Annotated in this window: 14 protein-coding genes; 13 read left to right on the top strand and 1 reads right to left on the bottom strand. The window is 35.1% G+C overall.

All coding sequences use genetic code 11. The features are described from left to right. Positions 1 to 80 precede the first annotated feature (80 nt). The 10 genes from dapB (at position 81) to QJV49_RS02705 (ending at position 10,493) form a co-directional block, all read left to right on the top strand. A complete protein-coding gene (gene dapB, locus QJV49_RS02750; protein WP_225512095.1) occupies positions 81 to 863 on the top strand; it encodes a 4-hydroxy-tetrahydrodipicolinate reductase in 783 nt (260 codons plus the stop codon). A gap of 48 nt (positions 864 to 911) precedes the next feature. Continuing rightward, positions 912 to 1,448 (top strand): GNAT family N-acetyltransferase, encoded by a 537-nt coding sequence (locus tag QJV49_RS02745; protein ID WP_225512096.1) that lies wholly within the window; start codon positions 912 to 914, stop codon positions 1,446 to 1,448. 218 nt (positions 1,449 to 1,666) lie between these two features. Next, the gene (locus tag QJV49_RS02740) at positions 1,667 to 2,863 is read left to right on the top strand and encodes a CCA tRNA nucleotidyltransferase (protein ID WP_225512097.1); all 1,197 of its coding nucleotides are present in this window, start codon (positions 1,667 to 1,669) and stop codon (positions 2,861 to 2,863) included. Between the two features lie 115 nt (positions 2,864 to 2,978). After that, positions 2,979 to 4,403, top strand: a complete 1,425-nt coding sequence (locus tag QJV49_RS02735; protein WP_225512098.1) for a C69 family dipeptidase — start codon at positions 2,979 to 2,981, stop codon at positions 4,401 to 4,403. A 114-nt stretch (positions 4,404 to 4,517) separates the two neighbouring features. After that, a complete protein-coding gene (locus QJV49_RS02730; RefSeq protein ID WP_225512099.1) occupies positions 4,518 to 5,054 on the top strand; it encodes a hypothetical protein in 537 nt (178 codons plus the stop codon). 103 nt (positions 5,055 to 5,157) lie between these two features. Beyond that, positions 5,158 to 6,234: an iron-containing alcohol dehydrogenase family protein gene (locus tag QJV49_RS02725; RefSeq protein WP_225512100.1), complete on the top strand. Its 1,077-nt coding sequence runs from the start codon at positions 5,158 to 5,160 to the stop codon at positions 6,232 to 6,234. Positions 6,235 to 6,331: 97 nt separating this feature from the next. After that, on the top strand, positions 6,332 to 7,306 hold the full coding sequence (locus QJV49_RS02720) for a LysR family transcriptional regulator (RefSeq protein ID WP_225512101.1): 975 nt from the start codon (positions 6,332 to 6,334) through the stop codon (positions 7,304 to 7,306). A gap of 126 nt (positions 7,307 to 7,432) precedes the next feature. Next, on the top strand, positions 7,433 to 9,304 hold the full coding sequence (locus QJV49_RS02715; protein WP_225512102.1) for an ABC-F family ATP-binding cassette domain-containing protein: 1,872 nt from the start codon (positions 7,433 to 7,435) through the stop codon (positions 9,302 to 9,304). A 6-nt stretch (positions 9,305 to 9,310) separates the two neighbouring features. Further along, complete coding sequence (locus QJV49_RS02710) at positions 9,311 to 9,493, top strand: hypothetical protein (RefSeq protein ID WP_021722729.1); 183 nt, start codon at positions 9,311 to 9,313, stop codon at positions 9,491 to 9,493. Positions 9,494 to 9,518: 25 nt separating this feature from the next. Further along, positions 9,519 to 10,493: a Gfo/Idh/MocA family protein gene (locus tag QJV49_RS02705; protein ID WP_225512103.1), complete on the top strand. Its 975-nt coding sequence runs from the start codon at positions 9,519 to 9,521 to the stop codon at positions 10,491 to 10,493. 9 nt (positions 10,494 to 10,502) lie between these two features. Here QJV49_RS02705 and msrA read toward each other — a convergent pair whose 3' ends face one another. Then, the gene (gene msrA, locus QJV49_RS02700; RefSeq protein WP_017864746.1) at positions 10,503 to 11,054 is read right to left on the bottom strand and encodes a peptide-methionine (S)-S-oxide reductase MsrA; all 552 of its coding nucleotides are present in this window, start codon (positions 11,052 to 11,054) and stop codon (positions 10,503 to 10,505) included. Between the two features lie 140 nt (positions 11,055 to 11,194). Between msrA and QJV49_RS02695 the strand changes: the two genes are divergently transcribed. The 3 genes from QJV49_RS02695 to QJV49_RS02685 all read left to right on the top strand — a co-directional run bounded on the left by QJV49_RS02695 (position 11,195) and on the right by QJV49_RS02685 (position 13,283). Beyond that, complete coding sequence (locus QJV49_RS02695) at positions 11,195 to 12,130, top strand: dihydroorotate oxidase (protein ID WP_225512104.1); 936 nt, start codon at positions 11,195 to 11,197, stop codon at positions 12,128 to 12,130. 116 nt (positions 12,131 to 12,246) lie between these two features. Next, positions 12,247 to 12,954, top strand: coding sequence for a putative ABC transporter permease (locus QJV49_RS02690; RefSeq protein WP_225512105.1), 708 nt, complete (start codon positions 12,247 to 12,249; stop codon positions 12,952 to 12,954). Between the two features lie 59 nt (positions 12,955 to 13,013). After that, positions 13,014 to 13,283 (top strand): bacteriocin immunity protein, encoded by a 270-nt coding sequence (locus QJV49_RS02685; RefSeq protein ID WP_225512106.1) that lies wholly within the window; start codon positions 13,014 to 13,016, stop codon positions 13,281 to 13,283. Positions 13,284 to 13,313 lie beyond the last annotated feature (30 nt).

The following is a 13,313-nucleotide window of genomic DNA, read 5'->3' as shown; positions in this document are numbered from 1 at the left end:
TGTCTGAAAATGAATATTCTGAATAATAAAAATAATAGCTACTTCTATAAAATACTAATTTCTTTATAAATGAATGGGGGATGAAATTGAATAAAATTAAAGTGATTGTTGCTGGATTTCGTGGGAAAATGGGAGCTACTGCGGTACAAATGATTCTTAATGCTCAAAATTTTGAACTTGTGGCTTTATTGGGAAAGAAAGAAGAAGTCTCTGAAGCGTTTGGAGTTCCTGTTTTTAATCGAAAAGAGGATTTGATTGGATTTGATGCTGATATTTGGCTAGATTTAACAGCTCCTGAAGTGGCTTATGAGAACACGCATTTTGCTTTAGAAAATGGCTTTAGACCAGTAGTTGGAACGACTGGATTTACTGAGGATGAAGTGGTAGATTTAATTAAGTTCTCTAGAGAAAAAGAATTGGGTGGTCTTATTGCACCGAATTTTGCCTTGGGTGCGGTTTTATTGATGCAATTTTCTAAGCAGGCTGTCAAATATTTCCCAGATGTGGAAATTATTGAATTACACCATGACGGAAAAAAAGATGCTCCTTCTGGGACCGCTGTGAAGACGGCAGAATTGATGGCTGAGGAACGTTTGGCTCATCATCAAGGGGCAGTGGATGAAAAGGAAGCTTTAGCTGGTGCTCGTGGTGCCGATCTTGAAGGAATGAGAATCCATTCGGTTCGTTTACCTGGTTTGGTGGCTCACCAAGAAGTTATTTTTGGTTCAAAAGGTGAGGGGCTGACTTTACGCCATGATTCTTATGACCGTTCAAGTTTCATGACTGGTATTGCTTTAGGAATTCGTAAGGTAATGACGGTATCTGAGTTAAAATATGGTTTGGAACACTTTTTGGATTTATAATATTTACTGACGGAATAGATTGTGACTGGATGATTAGTGGGGAATTTTATGAGTGAATTAGAGATTCGTAGATTAGAATTAAGCGATGCAGAAGCTTTTATGGTTTATATTGCCAATTGGGCAACAGATACAAGCCCTTTTAAAATCGATGCCGTTAAAGCTTATGCGGAGCTTTCTTTGGAAAATTTTTCGGACTATGTGGAAAAAATTTATAGAGAAGAAACTTTCGCTGAAAATCCCGACTGGTCAACAGCAACTAAATATTTTGCCTTTATTAATGGGCAAATCGTTGGTGAAATTTCTTGTCGTTGGCAAATTGAAAAGGGGATTTTGTTAGAATGGGGAGGTCATATTGGTTATGGTGTGGCTCCTGATTTTAGAGGACATCATTATGCTGAAGAAATGGTCAGATTCGCTCTTCCTAAATACCGGAAACGTAAAATTTCTCAGGTAATGATTTCTGCTGACAAAGAAAATTTGGCGAGCCGTAAAAGTATTGAAGCAAATGGGGGAATTTTGGAAAATATTGTAGATATTGATGGTGATGAAATTTGTCGTTACTGGATTAATTTAGAAGAACAATAGGATAAAATTACTGATGGATTGCTTGGGTTAATCTGGCAGAGCGTCAGACAAATTCACAGGTGAATGATAAAGGGCAAAGCTTAAGAACTAGCTTATGACAGTAATTAATGAGAGCTAAAAGTGCTGACAGCTCTGCTTAAACTTTCTGTCAGTAAAATTTTAAGGTGTACAATGGGGCTATGCCCCGTTTTTGTTTAAAAAATGATAAAATAATAGATATGAAATTAGAAAAATTACCCGAGGAGTTTGTACAGGCCAAGCCGGTTTTAGAAAAAATAATCGATCATGGGTTTGAAGCTTATTTTGTGGGAGGTTCTGTACGTGATATATTGCTTGGGCGAGAGATTCACGATGTGGATATTGCAACAAGCGCATATCCAGAGGAAATTAAGGATGTTTTTCCTTATACCATTGATGTGGGAATCGAACATGGGACAGTACTTGTTTTAGCTGGAAAATCAGAAGCTGAACATTATGAAATTACTACTTTTCGGACAGAATCAAAATATACAGATTACAGACGACCAGATCATGTGGATTTCGTCAGAGATTTACGAGAGGATTTAAAACGTCGTGACTTCACGGTCAATGCCTTTGCTTGTGATGTTAATGGGCAAATTATTGATTTGTTTGATGGACTAACGGATTTGAAGGAACGCAGGTTAACAGCGGTTGGCAGTGCTTTGGAACGTTTTAATGAAGATGCTTTACGGATTATGCGGGCCATGCGATTCGCAGCAACTTTAGATTTTGAAATTGAAAATAAAACTTTTTTAGCCATGTGTGAGTCGGCTCACTTACTGGAAAAAATCTCAGTTGAACGAATTTTTATTGAATTTGATAAGTTGTTATTAGGTCAGGATTGGCGAAATGGTTTGACCTTGCTGCTTAAATCAGGGGCTTATAAATATTTACCAGATTTGCAAGATTCGGCCTTGGAAAAAGTACTGACAGACTTGTCAGTAGATTTCCATTTTCAGAATTCTGAGCAAGCCTGGGCAGCTTTACTGACCAGATTTTCAAATGTTGATGTGAAAACATTTTTACGAAAATGGAAAGTGTCCAATGAATTTGCAAAATTTGTGGCAGACCTTGTATCAGCTTATGAATTTGACTCTTGGGATTTGATGAGTCTTTATCATTTCGGTTTAGAAAAAGTACTTTTGGTTGATGAATTGAAAGTGGCTTATGGTTTGAAGATTGATAGAAATCAAGCTGTGGCTATCAATAACCAACTTCAAATTCATGATAAATCAGAGATTGTCATTGCTGGAAAAGATTTAATGGAAGAATTTTCGCTTAAACCTGGTCCAGAACTTGGCAAAATATTAAAAATTATTGAAGAAAAAATTGTCAAAAATGAATTGAAAAATGATCAGGCTGCTATTTTTGCAGAAGTAAAAAAAATGCTCTGATTAAATTTTACTGACAGAAATTTTGACAGAGAACCAAGTGAAGTTTAGTATTTAGAATAAATACAATTTCTTGGTTTCTAAGTAATGTATTCTATAGATTATAAAGGAGAAATAAATGAAAATTGAAAATCGCCGTAAAGGCTCATGTACAACAGTTCTTGTGGGAAGAAAAGCGTCAATTGATGGTTCAACCATGATTGCTCGTAATGATGACGGACACGAAGCTTTGGATCCACAACGCTTTATTGTGATTCAACCTGAAGAACAACCTCGTCATTATAAAGCTGTTTTATCTGGTTTAGAATTAGATTTACCTGAAAATCCATTACGTTATACTTCAACACCAAATGCGGTTTTGAAAGAAGGAATTTGGCCAGCAGCTGGGATTAATAGTGCCAATGTTGCGATGTCTGCAACAGAAACGATTACTACTAATCCAAGAATCTTGGGTCTTGACCCTTATGTGGAAAATGGGATGGGTGAAGAAGACCTTGTAACACTTGTTTTGCCATACATTAAAAGTGCTCGCGAGGGAGTTGAGCGTTTGGGACAATTACTTAAGACTTATGGAACTTATGAGCCAAATGGGATTGCTTTTGCTGACAACGAAGAAGTTTGGTGGTTAGAAACTATCGGTGGGCATCATTGGGCAGCAGTTCGTATTCCTGATGATTCTTATGTTGTAGCGCCAAACCGAATGAATATTGATGAATTCAAATTTGATAATGATGATTATATGTGTTCAAGTGATTTGAAACAATTAATTGACGAAAATCATCTAAATCCTGATTTTGAAGGTTATGAAAGTCATTATAATTTACGTCATATCTTTGGTTCATCTTCAATCAAGGATTCTGTGTATAATAATCCACGGACTTGGTATGGTCAAAACTTCTTAGGAAATCCATCTGAAAATCCACAAAATCAAGAACTTCCATTCATTTGTGAAGCCAGTCGAAAAATTACTGTTGAAGATGTGAAATTTGTTTTATCAAGTCATTTTGAAAATACAAAATATGACCCTTACGGCACAACAAATAGTCCAGAGGAAAGAAAACTTTTCCGTCCAATCGGAATAAATCGTAATCATAGTGTTCATATTTTGCAAGTTAGAAATAATGTTCCTGATGAATTAGCAGGAGTTCAATGGCTTGCATTTGGAGCAAACACTTTCAATCATGTTGTACCATTCTACACTGCAATTAATGATACGCCAGCTTCTTATCGTGATGCTAAGGGAGAATATGACCCAACAAATATGTACTGGTTGAGCGCAACAACAGCTGTTCTTGGTGATTCTAATTATGATTTATTTGTTGATTTACGAAATACTTTTGAATTAAATACCATGGCAAAATTCCATGAAATTCAAAATGAAACAGATAAGAATTTTGAAACAGCTGAAGATAAAATTGCTTATTTGACTCAGGCAAATGAAAAATTAGCAGAGACGGCGTTTAAAGCACAAACGGAACTTTTGGGACGTATGGTCGTTCTTGGTTCAGCTAATATGAAATTACGTTTTGATTTTAATGACTAATTTAGTTTAAAAATAATTGTAAAAAAGTAGTTGAAAAACTACTTTTTTTAGTTTTCTTTAAAGTACAAAATGGTATAATACTAAATAAGTCTCAAAAATAGAAAAGGGAAAGAAATGAATTCTAGAAAAAGTAAAAAAGTGAGAAAAGGCCGAGGAGGTAAAATTTTTGCGATTTTATTATCCATTGTTATATTTTTTGCTTTAATTATTTTTGGAGTAGTCATGATTGGTCGGCAAGTCATTTCAAGTCAAACCGATAATATTGCTGCTAAATTTTTACCAAGCTCAGGAAGTTCAGAAGACTCAGCTAGTGTGACCGATGCAGTGAGCCAAATGGGATCGGCAACACCATCAGCTATTGCCACAAAATTAAATGAAAATGCAGATGTAATTAAGAGTCAATCACAAGGAATGATAAGTTCAGCAAAAGCAACGAGCACCGACTCTAAAGTGACTTACACATTGGAATCCTCTAAACTCAATAAAGCAACCGTTGGCGCCCTTTTATTAGCAAGTGGTGACCAAGTTGAAGAAGTAGCGGATAAGGTGTTAGATTCAATGAAAAAAGCTGGGGTTGCTCAACCTAAATTGCAAGTTGATTTGGCTGATGATAAGGGGAATGTCATCAAAACGTTGAATTATAGTGCCTAAAATTATATTTTACAAGAAAAACAACATTTATTCAGTTAAATGTTGTTTTTTTGATTCTTAAGTGATAGAATATTCTAATAATTACTTAATTAGGAGGAAAATTATGAATATCTCAGAAGAAGTACGTCCCGGAGCCAATAGATATGTGAGTGGTCAAGGAATTTTGCAAGATTTAGAAAGCTATCTTGCGCCTTTTAATAAACTTGCGATAATTACTGGGGAAAAATCTTTTCAGGTTTTTCAAGATTTTTATCCTAAAGACTTAAGTTATCCTGTTTTTCATTATGATGGCTCGGCCTCTATCGAAAATGGGAAAAAACTGGCCAAAGAAATTGGTCAATCCGATGGCCTTCTTGCAATTGGCGGAGGGCGTTTGATTGATACTTGTAAAGTTGTAGCCCAGGAGCTAAACTGTGAGTTAATTATTATTCCGACGTTGGTTTCTAATTGTGCTCCTTACACACCGGTTGCAGCTCTTTATCACCCTGACCATACTTTTGATAAAGTTGGTTATTTAAATAAAGTGAGCTATTTGACATTAGTTGATTACGATTTTTTATTGGCAACGCCTCATGATTATTTTGTTGCTGGAATCGGGGATACTCTCGCCAAATGGTATGAAATGGAAGGAATCGTTCGTCAGGTTTCACAGGAAGAACTTTCAGCTTCAGTTCGTTTGGGATTTGCGAGTGCAAAGGAAATTTTTAAAATATTATTTGCTGATTCTAAAGTAGCACTTAATGATTTGGCTGAACAGAAAGTGACGCCAGCTTTTGGGCGAATTGTTGATACAATCATTGAACTTTCGGGAACGGTTGGAGGTTTCGCCGGGACTTATGGACGGATGTCAGGAGCTCATGCGCTTCATAATGGCCTATCACTTTGCTCAGAAACACATCCTATTTTGCATGGCTCAAAAGTCGCTTATGGTATCTTGGTACAATTGGCTTATACGGGAGATATTTCAGAAATTGAAAGACTCTTGCCATTTTACAAGGAAAATAATTTACCTGCTTCTCTAGCAGAAATTAATTTACAATTTGATTTAGAAAAATTGCAAGCAGTAGCAAAATTTGCAGCAAGTCCTGTAGAATCTTATCATTTGATTGATTCAAAAGTTACTGACGAAAAAATCATAAGTGCCATCAAAGCCTTAGAAGCTCTTGTCAGTAAAAAATAAGGTTTGACATTCTGTCATTGAATCTAAAAGTTACTGACAGAAATTTTGAAAAATAGAATCAAAGTTTCAAGGTCAAAAATGAAATAAGGAAAAAGGAATGACGATAAGTTTACAACAACTCAAATATTTTATTGAAGTAGCCAGAGTTGGTTCAATTAATCAAGCTGCTGAAATTCTTTTTATTACACAACCTTCATTGTCGAAGGCGATTAAAGATGTTGAAGCGGAAGTTGATTTGTCCCTTTTTCAACGGTCAAGTAAAGGAATTTCGCTGACAGCTGATGGTGCAGAGTTTTTGGGATATGCACGACAAGTTGTAGAACAATCTGATTTATTGGAAACACGGTGGTTGGACCGAAAGCCCTCTCGAAAACTTTGTGCGATTTCGACCCAGCATTATGCTTTTGCGGTGAATGCATTTGTCAATATGGTCAAAAAAACAGAAAGTCAGGGGATTGGAGAATACGAATATACTCTGAGAGAAGCTAGAACTTATGAAATTATTGAAGATGTAAAGTCACTGCGCAGTGAGTTAGGAATTCTTTATAAAAATTCATACAATGCAAATGTTATGGATAAGATTTTAAAAGAAAATCGATTAACTTTTCATCCACTTTTTTTGGCGGAGCCTCATATCTTTGTCAGTTCAACAAATCCTTTAGCTCATAAAAAATTTGTAACATTAGAAGATTTAGAAGAATTTCCTCGCCTATCCTATGAACAAGGAGAACACAATTCTTTCTATTTTTCAGAAGAAATTTTATCTACGGTTTATGCTAAAAAAGACATTAAAGTAGGAGACCGAGCCACCATTTTCAATTTGATGATTGGATTAAATGGATATACAATTTCAACTGGAATTGTCAGTCAAGACTTGAATGGTGACAATATTGTAGCTATTCCCTTAGCAGTGGAAGATAATATTGAGATTGGTTGGATCTCACTAAGTGAACTTCAATTGACCAATCAGGCTGAACTTTATTTAAAAGAACTGGAAAAAATTGTACATCCTTTTGATGTTCGTGAAGGTAAAAAAAATACTGACAGCTCATCAAATGAAATCTGTCAGTAAAAAAATACTGACAGAAATAAGTAGTTTACTATCCAGCTTTTTATCAGTAAAAAATTAAAGCCGTCATTACTGACAGGCTTTTTTGTGGTATAATCAAAGGTAATATAAGAGAAATTAGGACGAAAAATGGCAGACTTCATCGCACAAAATTTAAGTAAATCAGTTGGAGAAAAAACGGTTTTCAACAAAATCAACTTTATCATTTACGACCTTGACCGAATTGGTCTTTTGGGAGTTAATGGCACGGGTAAAACAACGCTCTTGAATGTTATTTCAGGACTTTCAGGATTTGATGGAGACCGCACGCCCTTTGATCATCCACAAAATTATAAAATTACATATCTTACTCAGGAACCTGATTTTAATCCAAATGCTACAATTTTAGATACAGTCTTAGATGATTCGCTTCCGCAAATGCGAGCAATAAAAAATTACGAAGCAGCTCTTTTAGACTATGAAAATTTAGCTAAGTTAGAACGTGCCCAATCAGAAATGGATGCTTTGAATGCTTGGCAAGTAGAAGCAGATGTCAAAACAATTTTGACTAAACTTCAACTTCCTGACCCTGCCACTCTAATCGGAAGCCTTTCAGGTGGGCAAAAAAGACGGGTTCAATTGGCTCAAGCTTTAGTCAATGATTCCGATTTATTATTACTTGATGAACCAACCAACCACCTCGATGTTGAAACCATCGCTTGGTTGCAAAATTATCTAAAAAATTCTCGAAGAACCGTTCTTTTTGTCACGCACGACCGCTATTTCTTAGATAATGTTGCAACACGAATTTTTGAACTGGAAGATGCGGGACTTAAAGAATACCAAGGAAATTATCAAGATTATCTTGCGAAAAAAGCTGAAGATGAGGAAAGAGAAGCCGCAGCAAGTCACAAGGCAAAACAACTTTATCAATCTGAATTAACTTGGATTCGTAAATCACCTCAAGCGCGTGCTACAAAACAACAAGCACGGATTGATCGCTTTGAAGACCTTAAAGATTCTATGAAAACTAGTAAAAATCTAGGAGATTTAGAACTCAACATTGCGAGCAGTCGTCTAGGAAAAAAAGTAATTAATTTTAAAAATGCAGCTTTTTCTTATCCTGACCGACCAATTTTTAAAGATTTTGAATTAGTCGTTCAAGGGCACGCGCGCTTGGGGATCGTTGGTGATAACGGCGTCGGAAAATCGACCTTACTCAACATCATTGACGGTGAGCTAGCACTAACTGACGGGATTTTGGAAATTGGTGAAACAGTAAAAATTGGTTATTTCAGTCAAGAAATTCGTGGACTTGATGAAAATAAACGCATGATTAACTTTCTTGAAGAAGTTGCATCTGCTGCACATAACAGCAGCGGTGAAAATATTTCAATTGTAAATTTATTAGAGCAGTTTCTATTCCCAAGAAGTAGTCATGGAACACTGATTTCTAAACTTTCAGGTGGTGAGAAAAAACGACTCTATTTACTTAAAATTTTATTATTACAACCCAATGTGCTTTTGCTTGACGAACCAACCAATGACTTGGATATTGCAACCTTAACTGTACTTGAAAATTTCCTAGGCTCTTTTCCGGGTGCTGTTTTGACAGTTTCTCATGACCGCTATTTTCAAGATAAAGTGAGCAACGAATTACTTGCCTTTGAAGATGGACAAATTAATCATTATTTTGGGGCTTACAGTGACTATTTAGCTGTCAAAACGGAAGAAAAATCTGCTGACAAAGCTGTCAGTAAAATTGAAAGTCCAATAAGTACTGACAAAACTGAAAATACTGACAAAACGAAACTGACCTATATGGAAAAGAAAGAATGGGAAACCATTGAAAGTCAAATTGCTGAAATCGAAGAGCGAATTTCTGAGATTGACACAGAAATGAATGAAAATGGTTCTAATACGGAACTCCTACTGGACTTACAAAAAGAACTAGACAACAAAACAAAAGAACTTGAAGAAAAATATGAACGTTGGGAATATCTATCAGAAAGGGCCGACTAGAACATTATGACAACACAAGAACTTATTGAAACCTTACAAAAATTTCCGGCTGAAGCAACTGTAAAAATCATTCAAAACGATATCAGTGGGGAACGATTTTTTGATGTTAATACAGTAGAAAATCTGGCCAGAGTCCGTGTTACCACTGCAGGAGTTGAAACCGTAGATACCGTGATTATTGGTATTTAAACCTAGAGACGAAAGAGGAAGCCAAATGTTAAAAATCGGAATTATGGGTGCTGCAAAAATTGTTCCAAGATTTGTAGCAGGTGTAAAAGAGAGTGGTCAAGCTAAAGTTATTGGGATTGCTGCCAGAAATAAAGAAAAAGCACAAAAAGCCGCTTTGGAATTAGGAATTCCAGAAGTTTATGATGATTATACAAGCTTAGTAAATGCAGCAAAAATTGATTTAATCTATATTCCTCTCATCAATAAACAACATTATCCTCAAGCAAAAATGGCTTTAGAAGCAGGTAAAAATGTACTTCTAGAAAAACCATTTACCTTGACTCTTGAAGAAAGTCAGGAATTATTCAAGATAGCAAATGAAAAAAATCTTTTTTTGATGGAAGCTCAAAAATCTGTTTTTCTACCTGTGGTGTCCCAAATCAAAAAATGGCTTGATACCAATGAAATTGGTAAAATATCTCGTCTTGCAATTAATGATTTCAGACCTCACACTAATCGTGAGAGTTGGGCCTTAGATTTAAAAGAAGGCGGTGGCGCTTTTATCATGCATGCCAGCTATCCACTCTCTGTCCTACAATTCTTATTTGGAACAGGTTTTGATGCAGCAAAAGGAATTTATTGGTCTCCTGAAGAAAATAAAGCAGATTTAGATTACGAAATTCTCTTGAAAAAAGCAGAAATTATGATTAATATCTCACTTAGCACGCGCTTAGATAAAGCAAATACATTTATTATTTATGGTGAAAAAGGAGAAATTTCTGTTCCAAATTATTGGAAATCAAACCAAGCCAGTCTTATTAAAAAGGATGGAACGGTTGAAGAATTTTCTCATCCAATGCCAAGTGAATTTAGCTATGAGATTGATGAAATTGCTGAACTCATCAGTAAGGGCAAGAAAAAAAGTGAAAAACTTTCCCCAGAAATGACAATGAAGACTGTCAAAATTGTGGAAGACCTATACCAAGAATGGTTTGGTAAAGATTGGCCAAATATAAAATAAAAACACTAGTTATCTAGTGTTTTTTCTTAAAAATTTAAATTTTCCTTTAAAACGTTGTAAGGCTAAATAACGTTCACGCGCTTTGTGCATCGCTTGGTAACGTTTAGGATCTTTTTTATAGTATTGTTGATGATATTCTTCGGCTGGCCAAAAGGTTTTTGCCTCTTCAATCGGAACAACAATTGGTTTATCCCAAATTCCAGATTTCTCTAAGGCAATTTTACTTTTTTGAGCAGCAATTTTTTGTTCTTCACTTTCAACAAAAATCACTGGACGATAATTTGCCCCTCGGTCATAAATTTGTCCGTCAGCATCAGTGGGGTCAATCAATGACCAATAAATATCTAATAGTTCATCATAAGAAATCAATTCATTATCAAATAAAATTTCAACTGCTTCCGTATGGCCAGAAGCTTTTGAGAGGACTTGGTCATAAGTAGGGTATTCGATATGTCCACCAGTATAACCACTAGTTACAGCCAAAATACCTGGACGTTCTTCAAAAGGTTCAACCATACACCAAAAACAACCACCAGCAAAAATAGCTCGTTCTGTACTCATTTTACACCTCCATTTGCTCTAATTTAATTATATCATGTGAAAAAAATGCCACCTCATCATTTGACTCGAACTTTAAAAATTTTGAATTTGACTTTTTTGTGATAGAATAGTTAAAAATAGAAAAGGGGAACGATTTTTTAATGCTAAAAACAACTTTTGCAAATGCGGAATTCGCTAATCCATTCATGAACGCTTCAGGAGTGCATTGTATGACGACTGAGGATTTAGAAGAATTAAAAGCCTCTCAAGCAGGGGCTTATATCACCAAAAGTTCCACATTAGAAAAAAGAGAAGGTAATCCACTCCCACGTTATGTTGATTTAGAATTAGGTTCAATTAATTCTATGGGCTTGCCCAATCTAGGTTTTGATTACTACTTAGATTACGTTTTAAAAAATCAAAAAGAAAAGACTCAAGAAGCGCCAATCTTCTTTTCCATTGCTGGTATGAGCGCAGCCGAAAATATCGCTATGCTTAAGAAAATTCAAGAAAGTAATTTTTCAGGAATTACAGAATTGAACCTTTCTTGTCCAAATGTCCCTGGGAAACCACAGCTTGCTTATGATTTTGAAGCCACTGAAAAACTCCTAAAAGAAGTTTTTACCTTCTTCACAAAGCCTTTAGGTGTAAAACTTCCTCCTTATTTTGACCTCGTTCATTTTGATATCATGGCAGAAATCCTCAATCAATTTCCGTTGACTTATGTTAACTCAGTCAATAGTATTGGGAATGGACTTTTTATTGATTCAGAAGCAGAAAGCGTAGTTATTAAGCCTAAAGACGGTTTTGGTGGAATTGGTGGAGCATACATCAAACCAACAGCGCTTGCAAATGTTCGTGCTTTCTATACTCGACTCAAACCTGAAATTCAAATCATTGGAACAGGTGGTATTGAAACAGGACAAGATGCCTTTGAACACCTCTTATGTGGAGCTACAATGCTTCAAATTGGTACAGCTTTACACAAAGAAGGCCCTACAATTTTTGATAGAATCATTAAAGAATTAGAAGAAATTATGGATAAAAAAGGCTATCAATCAATTGCCGATTTCCATGGAAAATTAAAATCATTATAAAAAATTATCATAAAAAGCTGAATTTAAACAGCTTTTTTCTTATCTTATAAATGAAATTTAAAAATTACTAAAAGAGATGATATAATGTAAAAGATTAAACAAACAAGGAGAAATATATGGAAATTTTTATGACTTTTATCGTTTATTCTTTTATTGGTTGGATATGGGAGACATTTTATTGCTCATTTAAAGACAGGCATTTTGTTTTTAGAGGTTTTTTATTAGGCCCTTATTGCCCTGTTTATGGTTTTGGCGTCTCTGCCGTTTTACTTTTAGTTCCAGATACCGGAAATTTATTCAGCCTTTATCTTAATACGATTGTGATTGTGACAGTAGTTGAATTCATTGGAAGTTGGATTTTAGAGAAATTCTTTAATATGAAGTTATGGGACTACTCAACCCTTCCTTTCAATATTGAAGGAAGAGTAGCTGTTCCCGTTTCATTATTTTGGGGTGTAGGTTGTATTATTTTAATTAAACTAGTTAATCCGCCTGTTCAAAATTGGATTCATGATTTTAATGAATTAACCCACAGTTGGGGCGTGATTTTGATATTAATTATCTTTCTGGCTGACCTTATTTCAACATTTATTTTTACGATTTCAACCAAGAAAGAAGTCTTGGCTATGATTGATGATTCTGACAAAGAAAATGCAACAATCAAAGAATTTCGTCTTAAACATCTCTTTACAAACCATGAAACAGCAGCAAATCGGATAAAAGTATTAGAATTACTTAAAAATAAACCTCTAAAATTAAAACATTATAATTTACGCAGAATTCTCAAAAACTACCCAAATATGAATTTGACTAAAAAACGATAATTTATAAATCGTAAGCGTTTTTAGTAGCCTTAGAAATAAATTCGTGGCATAATGAGGTCATGAATAAAACATTTGAAAAAGAAGAAATTTTAAATGAACTCTATAATCTTATATTAGACCGAAATATTCGTGACTGGGAACGCCAGTGTTTGCTTCATACGAAAGTTCAATTAGAGAATCAAGGTCAACTTGCAGACGAATTAGCAAAATTAGAAGCCACTTTAAGACCACTGGCATTACGTTATAATCTTACACCAAAGGTTGCTGAATTTTATCAAAAAATTTCCAACAGCAAACTCTTTGGTCGAGGAGTTGGTGGCATTATATAAGCCCTTAGTTCTCCTTATGCTTTAAGAGCA

The sequence above is a fragment of the Lactococcus sp. NH2-7C genome (assembly GCF_029953655.1).
Lineage (GTDB): Bacteria > Bacillota > Bacilli > Lactobacillales > Streptococcaceae > Lactococcus > Lactococcus lactis.
This window is presented reverse-complemented; position numbering and strand designations above follow the sequence as displayed.

What these genes read in the sequence shown, in the direction of transcription:
- QJV49_RS02740 (WP_225512097.1), top strand. Translation starts at nt 1,667, where the DNA reads ATGAAATTAGAAAAATTACCCGAGGAGTTTGTACAGGCCAAGCCGGTT.
- dapB (WP_225512095.1), top strand. Translation starts at nt 81, where the DNA reads ATGAAATTGAATAAAATTAAAGTGATTGTTGCTGGATTTCGTGGGAAA.
- msrA (WP_017864746.1), bottom strand. Translation starts at nt 11,054, where the DNA reads ATGAGTACAGAACGAGCTATTTTTGCTGGTGGTTGTTTTTGGTGTATG.
- QJV49_RS02725 (WP_225512100.1), top strand. Translation starts at nt 5,158, where the DNA reads ATGAATATCTCAGAAGAAGTACGTCCCGGAGCCAATAGATATGTGAGT.
- QJV49_RS02695 (WP_225512104.1), top strand. Translation starts at nt 11,195, where the DNA reads ATGCTAAAAACAACTTTTGCAAATGCGGAATTCGCTAATCCATTCATG.
- QJV49_RS02745 (WP_225512096.1), top strand. Translation starts at nt 912, where the DNA reads ATGAGTGAATTAGAGATTCGTAGATTAGAATTAAGCGATGCAGAAGCT.
- QJV49_RS02735 (WP_225512098.1), top strand. Translation starts at nt 2,979, where the DNA reads ATGAAAATTGAAAATCGCCGTAAAGGCTCATGTACAACAGTTCTTGTG.
- QJV49_RS02730 (WP_225512099.1), top strand. Translation starts at nt 4,518, where the DNA reads ATGAATTCTAGAAAAAGTAAAAAAGTGAGAAAAGGCCGAGGAGGTAAA.
- QJV49_RS02720 (WP_225512101.1), top strand. Translation starts at nt 6,332, where the DNA reads ATGACGATAAGTTTACAACAACTCAAATATTTTATTGAAGTAGCCAGA.
- QJV49_RS02705 (WP_225512103.1), top strand. Translation starts at nt 9,519, where the DNA reads ATGTTAAAAATCGGAATTATGGGTGCTGCAAAAATTGTTCCAAGATTT.
- QJV49_RS02710 (WP_021722729.1), top strand. Translation starts at nt 9,311, where the DNA reads ATGACAACACAAGAACTTATTGAAACCTTACAAAAATTTCCGGCTGAA.
- QJV49_RS02685 (WP_225512106.1), top strand. Translation starts at nt 13,014, where the DNA reads ATGAATAAAACATTTGAAAAAGAAGAAATTTTAAATGAACTCTATAAT.
- QJV49_RS02690 (WP_225512105.1), top strand. Translation starts at nt 12,247, where the DNA reads ATGGAAATTTTTATGACTTTTATCGTTTATTCTTTTATTGGTTGGATA.
- QJV49_RS02715 (WP_225512102.1), top strand. Translation starts at nt 7,433, where the DNA reads ATGGCAGACTTCATCGCACAAAATTTAAGTAAATCAGTTGGAGAAAAA.